This window comes from Nocardiopsis lucentensis DSM 44048, assembly GCF_000341125.1.
Lineage (GTDB): Bacteria > Actinomycetota > Actinomycetes > Streptosporangiales > Streptosporangiaceae > Nocardiopsis > Nocardiopsis lucentensis.
The window spans coordinates 1-6,780 of record NZ_ANBC01000676.1; the positions used below are offsets into that span (position 1 = coordinate 1).

Annotated in this window: 4 protein-coding genes; 2 read left to right on the forward strand and 2 right to left on the reverse strand. The window is 74.2% G+C overall.

All coding sequences use genetic code 11. From position 1 onward, the window contains the following. Nucleotides 1–165: 165 nt before the first annotated feature. Together cobA and cobT are read right to left on the reverse strand one after the other, a co-directional pair. Nucleotides 166–1,446, reverse strand: coding sequence for a uroporphyrinogen-III C-methyltransferase (cobA, locus tag D471_RS0123760; protein ID WP_017600930.1), 1,281 nt, complete (start codon nt 1,444–1,446; stop codon nt 166–168). A gap of 218 nt (nt 1,447–1,664) precedes the next feature. Further along, nucleotides 1,665–4,220, reverse strand: coding sequence for a nicotinate-nucleotide--dimethylbenzimidazole phosphoribosyltransferase (gene cobT / locus D471_RS0123765; protein ID WP_017600931.1), 2,556 nt, complete (start codon nt 4,218–4,220; stop codon nt 1,665–1,667). Between the two features lie 559 nt (nt 4,221–4,779). Between cobT and D471_RS0123770 the strand changes: the two genes are divergently transcribed. Next, a complete protein-coding gene (locus D471_RS0123770; protein WP_017600932.1) occupies nt 4,780–5,895 on the forward strand; it encodes a peptidoglycan recognition protein family protein in 1,116 nt (371 codons plus the stop codon). Nucleotides 5,896–6,085: 190 nt separating this feature from the next. Next, on the forward strand, nt 6,086–6,676 hold the full coding sequence (locus tag D471_RS0123775; protein WP_017600933.1) for a GNAT family N-acetyltransferase: 591 nt from the start codon (nt 6,086–6,088) through the stop codon (nt 6,674–6,676). Nucleotides 6,677–6,780: the final 104 nt, after the last annotated feature.

Sequence of the window (6,780 nt, forward strand, 5' to 3'; positions counted from 1 at the left end):
AGCGGGATGGTCGGAGGTGGCGGCCGGTCCGGTACCGAACCGGTCCGAGGCACCGGAGCCACTGGCGTCCGGTGCGGCCGACGGCCGGGTCATGATCGGTATGCCCTCCTCATCGGTGCTGACGGTCCCCCACCGCACGGACGCCGAACGCCGCTGGCGGGGGTCTCACTGGAGATCGCGCCCGGTCGCCAGTCGACGCGTCTCGAACTGGGTCCCCGTGTGCAGTATGTCAAGATCCCGCGCCGTTTTGACCACTTCTCCAATGATCACCACCGCCGGGGGCCGCACTCCGGCCGATCGGACCGAGTCGGCGATGTCCGCCAGCGTACCCGTGACCGTGCGTTGGCCAGGCAGCGTGGCCTCCTGCACCACCGCCACGGGGGTATCCGACGGACGCCCGTGATCCACGAGCGCCTCGGCGATCGCCTCGATCCGCTCGACCCCCATGAGCACGACCACCGTTCCGCCCGCCCGGGCCAGCCCCCGCCAGTCGACGGTGGAGCGCTCGTCCCCCGGAGCCACGTGCGCCGAGACGATGTGCACGTCCTGGGCGACCCCCCGGTGCGTGGCGGGAATGCCCGCGCTCGCCGGAGCGGCCAGCGCACTGGTCACACCGGGGACCGCGATGACCGGCACACCCGCGGCGGCGCAGGCGGCGGCCTCCTCCCCACCCCGGCCGAAGAGGAAGGAGTCCCCGCCCTTGAGCCGGACCACGAACCTGCCCCGACGGGCGCGGTCGACCAGGACGTCGTTGATGTCCTCCTGGCTCATCGACCGGCCGTAGGGGATCTTCGAGGCGTCGACGATCTCCACATCCGCCGGGAGGCGGTCCAGCAGCGAGGTCGGCGCCAACCGGTCGACCACCACCACATCGGCCTGGGAGAGCAACTGCTGCCCGCGGACCGTGATCAGGCCGGGATCACCCGGCCCGCCCCCCACCAGCGCGACACCACTGAACCGCTCACGGCCGCGCCGAGCGTCCAGGGTGCCGTCGGCGAGCCCGTCGGTGATGGCGTCACGCAGCCCCGCGGCCCTGCGCGGGTCACCGGAGGCGACCACACCGACGGTGATCCCGCCCGCGGTCCCGGTGGCGGGCGTCCAGGCCGAGGAGACGTGCCGGTCGTCGGCGCGCACGCACCACACCCGGGCGGCCTCGGCCTCCTCGGCGACCGCCGCGTTGACGTCAGGGGCATCGGTGGCGGCGTGCACCAACCAGAAGTCGGGGGCCTCGGGACCCGACACGTCACCGGGAGCGTAGACCCGCCGCTCCCACGTGATACGCCCCGCGGCGGCGAGGTCCTCCAACGCGGCCGAGACGGAGGGCGCCACCAGGGTGACGCGCGCACCCGCCTCCAACAGGACCGGGACGCGACGCCCGGCGACCCGTCCCCCTCCGACCACGAGGACGTCGCGGCCCTTCATGCGCAAACCCAGCAGATAGGTCACGGTCGCGCCCCTTCCGTCGTCAGTACCGGCCCCCGGCGACGACGGCGGGGTGCGCGGACGGTAGTACCCCATCGCGCCGCCGGCGATGTATCGCGATGGTGTGCATCACCTTGTCAAAGCGGTATTACACCTGAGTAAACCGGTGCGCGCGCCCAGTGTGAACCCGACCGCACCCGGCTGCGGCACGACCGGGTACGGGCACCTCGGGCACGGATCCCTCAGTCGAGAGTGGACACGCCCGCGTCGTCGAAGGTCGCCACATCGCGCAGGACGCGCGCCGACGCCTGAAGGATCGGCAGCGCCAACAGGGCGCCCGACCCCTCCCCCAGCCGCATCTCCAGGTCCACCAGCGGGCGCAGGCCCAGGTGATCCAGGGCGAGGGTGTGCCCGGGCTCGCTGGAACGGTGGCCGGCGAAGCACGCCTGGACCGACTCCGGGGAGATGGCCGCCGCCGCGAGCGCGGCCGACCCCGCGATGACCCCGTCGAGCAGGACCGGAACACCCAGGGCCGCACCGCCCAGGACGAACCCGGCCAGGGCCGCGTGCTCCAGACCGCCCAAGGCGGCGAGGGTGCCGATCGGGTCGGCCGGGTCCACGGGATTGGCCGCCAGGGCGCGCCGCACCACCGACACCTTGTGCTCGAAGGTCGCGTCGTCCACACCGGTCCCCCGACCGGTGGCGTTCTCCGGCTCGGCCCCGGCGAACGCGCACACCAACGCGGCGGCCGGCGTCGTGTTGGCGATCCCCATATCCCCGGTGACCAGGCAGCGGTTCCCCGCCGAGACGAGGTCCCGAGCTACCTCGATACCGCTCTCCAACGCCCGCAGGGCCTGCTCACGGGTCATCGCCGGACCCCGGGTGAGGTCGGCGGTACCGCGCGCCACCTTGCGGGGCAGCAGACCGGCGGCCCGGGGCAGATCCCCGGCCACACCCACGTCCACGACGGTCACCTCCGCGCCGACCTGGGCGGCGAAGGCGTTGACCACCGCGCCCCCGGCGAGGAAGTTGTGCACCATCTGGGCCGTGACCTCCTGCGGCCACGGGGTCACCCCCTGGGCGTGCACGCCGTGGTCCCCGGCGAACACCGCGACCGCGACCGGTTCGGGGATCGGCGGCGGGCACACGCCCGCCAGCCCGGCGAGCCGGACCGACACCTCCTCCAGGACCCCGAGCGAGCCCCGCGGCTTGGTCATGCGGTTCTGCCGGTCCCTGGCCTCCTCCACCGCGCGGGTGTTCAGCGCTCCGATGGCGGCGATGGTCTCCTCCAGCAGACTCGTGGGCTCCTGGCCGGGCAGACCGCGACGGCCGTAGCGGTCGCGGTGCACCGCCCAGGACAGGGGGCGTGCGCCCACCGCGCCGTCGGGTCCGGCCGCCGGCTCGACGGGGAACTCCTCGACGTAGCCGACGCAGAGGTAGGCGACCACCTCCAGGTGCGGGGGAAGGTCGAGGACACGGGCCACGTCGCGCTCGTCGACGTGACTGATCCAACCGACCCCCAGCCCCTCCGCCCGCGCGGCCAGCCAGAGGTTCTCCACGGCGAGCGCGGGCGAGTACCCGGAGCTCAGCGGCTGGGCGTGACGGCCCAGGGCGTGGCGGCCGCCCCGGGAGGGGTCGACGGTGACGGCGATGTTGAGCGGGGCCTCGACGATCGCCTCGACCTTCAGGCCGGTCAGCGCCCGGGCCCGGGACCCGGGCAGCGCACGTGTGTGGTCGTCGCGCTCGGACTCGGCCAGGTCGCGCACACGGGCCCGCACGGCGGGGTCGTCGATGACGACGAAGTCCCAAGGGCGCGCGTCACCGACGCTGGGCGCCTGGTGCGCGGCCTCCAGGACGCGTGTGAGGACGTCGTCGGGGACCGGGGTGGAACGGAAGCCCCCGACCACGTCGCGGCGCTCGTTGATGGCCCGGTAGACGGCGGCGCGCTCGGGGTCGCCGTAGGCGTGGTCGGCCGGGGGGCCGGAGGCGGTGGGCGCCGTGGCGGCCTGGGGGCGCGGACCGGTGTGCCCGGGCTCCGGGCGGGGCTCGGCTGCTTGCTGTGCGTGCACGGTGTTGCTCTGCTCCGCTTCGGTGGTCGTGGGACGCGGCTCCGCGGGTCCCGGTGCGGTGGTTCGCGCGGGTGGTTCGGCGGCGGTGGGCGCCGCCTTCGAGGTACGCCCGTGGTCGCGCCCGTTCCCTTGAGCCGGAGCCGGGGCCCGGTCACCACCCCGGAACGGGATGACGTTGGGGCTCGGCCGGTCGTCGGCGGGGGTCGGTGCGTGAGCGGAGGCTCCACGCGACCGGGTGGCCTTGGGTTCGGCGGGCACGGACTCCCCCTCGGCCTCCGTGAACGCGACGGTGTCCGCGGGTGCGACGTCCGCGGGTGCGACGTCCGCGGGGTCGGAGACACCGGGCTCGGAGGAGTCGGCCTCGGAGGGGTCGGAGGGCTCCGCGTCGGCGGGTCCCCGGTCCGGGGCGGTGGGGGTCTCCTCCGCGCCCGTGGGGGCGGCGGATTCCTCCGGGAGGCGCTCGGCGTCTCCCTCCCGATCCCCGGGGCCGGGTTCGGCGACCGTCGGGATCGGTTCCGTGGGCGCGGACGTGGTAGGTGCCGGGGCGGACGACCGCGGGGGCTGGCGGAACGGGTTCGTTCCCCCACCTCGCCGGGGTTGGGTTCCGCGCCCCGACTCGGGCAGCCCCTCCAGGAGGCCGCCGAGACCCGGGGCCGCCCGCCCGCCCCGTTCCCGGGACTCCTCCCGGCCGCCGTCACGCCGGGCCGACCCGCGGTCACCGTTGGTCATGATCGCTCCCCGAAGAGGTGTGCCGACTGCCCTTTGTCCACCTGATCCGACATAGACCCGTAAGCGTAGTCCGCGACGTTCGTTCCGTTCACCCGGGTCCCCACCGGTCGCTCAGGCCCCCACCGGGGATGACCGCCCCAACCGCTTTCCGGGTCCACCGTCCTCCCTCGAGGATGCCCCGACCTTCGGGTTGGGGAGAAATCGGAGAGCCCCAGCCACGGGACAGCGGCGGCCAGACCGTCCCGGGCCGTGCGTCGGCCACCCCCGGTCGGAGCGGGTCGGACCACAGGCCGGAGGCGCCCCGCAGACGTCGAAGCCCGCCCCGGCGCACCGGCGGCACCGACGGCGCCCGACGATCCAGAGGCACCGTGCCCCGCCGGGAGGAACGTACCCGGCGCGCCGAAACCCCCTACGGGCACGAGCTTGTGCAAGGCTGTGCGAACCTCCCCACGCCCCCGGGAAGGGCCCGCACCCGGCTAAGCGTCGGGCCGCCGACGCCGGGTTCGTGTCCCGCCGCCGGCGGGGCCCACCGACCTCCTCCCGCTGAGAAGGACGAAGCATGCGACGCCGTTCATTCCTCGCCGGTTCCACCGCCCTCACCGGCCTGACCGCCCTCGGCGCGACGCTGCCCGCGCGCGGTCCCGCCCTGGCCGACACGGCCTTGAAGATCCCCCGTGTGATCGCCGAGCCCTTCCCCGGATCCGACGGCCTCGTCCGGCCGGGCACCCCGTTCGACGTGGTAACGGTGACCCGACCGGTGACGGCCGCCACCGAACCCGAGATCCGCTTCGAGACGGGCGCGGGCCTCGGCACCTGGGAACCGCTGCACCTGCACACCTCGGGCCGGGACGACCGGGAACCCGTCTCCGCCGCCGTCGTCCGCGCCCCCGAGGGCGCCACGGGCTACGAGGTGCGCGGCGGCGCCCGAACGTCGGCGCTGAACCTGAGCGACGGGGAGGCACTGCGGTTCGACGGCCCCGCCCGTACGTCCCTGTCAGCCCCGGATGACGGCTACCAGACCCTGGGCGGCTCCTCCGGACGCCCGTCCGTGCGGTTCGTGACCCGCGCGGGCTGGGGAGCGGACGAGTCGTACCGCTTCGACGACGAGGGCAACGACCTCTGGCCCGCCGAGTTCCACCCGGTGCAGGCCCTCACCGTGCACCACACCGCGCTGGCGGGCAGCGGCGACCACGCCGCCGACGTGCGGGCGGTCTACCACCTGCACGCGGTCCAGCTGGCGTGGGGGGACATCGGCTACCACATGCTCATCGACCCCGACGGCACGGTCTACGAGGGTCGCCACTCGGGTGAGGACCGGGTTCCGGTCTTCTCGGAGTGGCCCAGGCCCGGCCGGGCCGCGTCGGTGACGGCCGGCCACGCCTACACGTTCAACCACGGCAACATCGGTGTGTGCCTGCTCGGGGACTTCACCGACGAGCTGCCCACCCAGGCGGCGCGGGACTCCCTCGTCAACGTCCTGCGCGTGCTGTGCTCGGTGACGGGCCTGGACCCGGCGGCGGAGATCGAGTACGTCCACCCGGGTACCGGCGCGGCGACTCCGGCCCGGACGATCTCGCGCCACCGCGACTGGCTGGACACCGAGTGTCCGGGCAACGCGTTCTCGGCGGTGTTCGACACCGAGATCCGACAGCGGGTCGTCCGCGGGCGGGCCTGACGCGGCGCCGGACGTCCGTCCGGCGGGTGGACGGGGTCGAGGAGGTCGCCATCTTTCGGGAACTCCTCCACCTTTGGCGCGTGGGAAGACGAACAGCACCTTTACGGCGTAGATCACATCAATGGGGCAACACCGCTCCCCTGCGCATAGGGTGTGCGCACCATCCGACGACCGAGGACCCACGACACCCATGCCCGAGACCCCGCCGCCCTCCCCCGCGCAGCGGATCCTGCCCTCCGTGATCCTGGAGACGGAACGGCTGAGACTACGCGCGTTCGTCGAGGAGGACGTCGACGACGTCTTCCTGATCTACACCGACCCCGCCCTCCAGCGGTGGGTCCCCCTCCCCGAACCCGGCGTCCCCTACACACGGGAGAACGCCGAGCGGTGGTGCGGGGAGGTCGCCCCCGCCCTGCGCGCCAACGGCGACGGGCAGCACTGGGCCGCCGTGGAGAAGGACACCGGCCGTCTGGCGGGATCGATCGGCCTGCTGCGCACGGACTGGCCCGCGATGCGGACCGAACTCGGCTACTCGGTCTCCCCGTGGGGCCGCGGCCGCGGGTTCGCGACCGAGGCGACCGTGGCGGTCTCGCGCTGGGCGATCGACCAGGGCTTCGAACGGATCGAGCTCAAGGCGGCCACGGGGAACGCGGGGTCGCGGCGGGTCGCGGAGAAGGCCGGGTTCGTCCTGGAGGGGATCGAACGCAACGCGATGCCGCTGCACGAGGGTCGCACCGATCTGGCCGCCTACAGCCTCGTGCCCTCCGACCTGGCCCGCTGAACGGACCACGGACACCGGCGGGAGCGTCCACGCCGCGCGTGGAGGGGTCGGCCCCGGGCACGCGGTACGGACCCGCGCCAGCGGCCGGAGGTCCTGGCGAGCCG